Source organism: Rhizobium sp. BR 317 (assembly GCF_047445835.1).
GTDB classification, from domain to species: Bacteria; Pseudomonadota; Alphaproteobacteria; order Rhizobiales; family Rhizobiaceae; genus Rhizobium; species Rhizobium paranaense.
In genome coordinates, this window is sequence record NZ_JARWLB010000138.1 from 1 (window position 1) to 1,272 (window position 1,272).

1 protein-coding gene and 1 pseudogene are annotated in these 1,272 nt (G+C 56.4%); both read right to left on the reverse strand.

What is annotated here, in order from left to right; genetic code table 11:
* Positions 1–510: 510 nt before the first annotated feature.
* Positions 511–897, reverse strand: a pseudogene (locus QD357_RS32335) (amino acid ABC transporter ATP-binding protein); the annotation flags it as partial.
* A partial coding sequence (locus tag QD357_RS32340; RefSeq protein WP_414126085.1) for a nuclear transport factor 2 family protein occupies positions 898–1,272 on the reverse strand: 375 nt, incomplete at its 5' end. It lies immediately after the preceding pseudogene.

Genomic DNA, 1,272 nt, shown 5'->3' on the forward strand with positions numbered 1-1,272 from the left:
CGACGAGGATAACGCCACGGCGCTAAAAATTCTCTCTACGCATGCGGCAGGATTAGGCAGGGCTGCAGACCTGGCAATCGGTTTGACTGTGCCAAAGCGCCATATCGTCCTGAGCGCCCCTCACTATGCCAGCCTCAGCTGATGTGATGATCGTGGGCTATCGAGCTTGCTCGTCGAGAGAGCTTATCGCCTGTCGACCGTGAACAATACGCGGGCCTGGATGGMTTGCGTCGACAATAAGCCGAACTTGGCGATCCGTGGAGACGACAACCAGATCACCTCAGCGGCAAATTMAAAAGACTTTTTGCAGTGAGAATTCTCGCCACCGTCCTGATGCTCGTCAATGGCGCGCGGCATGGGGTTCCCGGAGGTCAGTGACGCGGTACTGGGTTTATCCGGGAGCGCKAGCTCTGACCGGCGCGTTCGTCCAACGGCCGGCGCGCGGATGTCGTTATCGCAACACACTGCACATTTTCGAAAATCCCTGAAAAGCGGCGCCGTGACATGGTTTCAATGCTTGAGAATCTGACTGAGGAACAGTTTAGTGCGCTCGTGCTGCGGATTCTCGAAGAATTMCTCGGGCGTCCCCTGCTCGACGATCTGGCCTGTGTTCATGAAGATCACACGGTCAGCAACGGCCCGGGCAAAGCCCATTTCGTGGGTGACGCAAACCATCGTCATGCCGTCCTTGGCAAGACCGGTCATTGTCTCCAGTACTTCAGAGACCATTTCCGGGTCGAGTGCCGAAGTCGGCTCGTCGAAGAGCATGACGGCCKGCTGCATGCAAAGCGATCTGGCAATTGCGACGCGCTGCTGCTGGCCGCCCGAAAGCTGGATCGGGTATTTGTTGGCCTGTTCGGGAATGCGCACGCGTTCCAGKAATTTCAGCGCCGTCTGTCAGAACTTGCCGTTCTGGTTTTTCCATTCGCTCTTAGCTGGGATGGGTTGGATCGTGTCCCAGTGCTCGGCGATCTTGCCGTTCTGAACCCGGAACAGGTCGTAGAACGATGTTGGCTTGTCAGCGAATGTGCCTTCGCTGACGGTCAGGACGAAATCGCCCTTGCCCAGAACCTGGTGGACTTTCTCGTATTTCATTGAAATACCKGCATCGGCCATCGCCTTCAGAGCGGCTCCCAGCCCCGTCAGTCCATCTCCGATCTGCGGATTGTGCTGAACATAGTTGTCTCCGTCAAAATAACCGGCGAGTTTCTCCATGCGGCCGTTGACGAGAATGTCATCGACAAAACCAGACACCACCGTCTTGTTGACCAC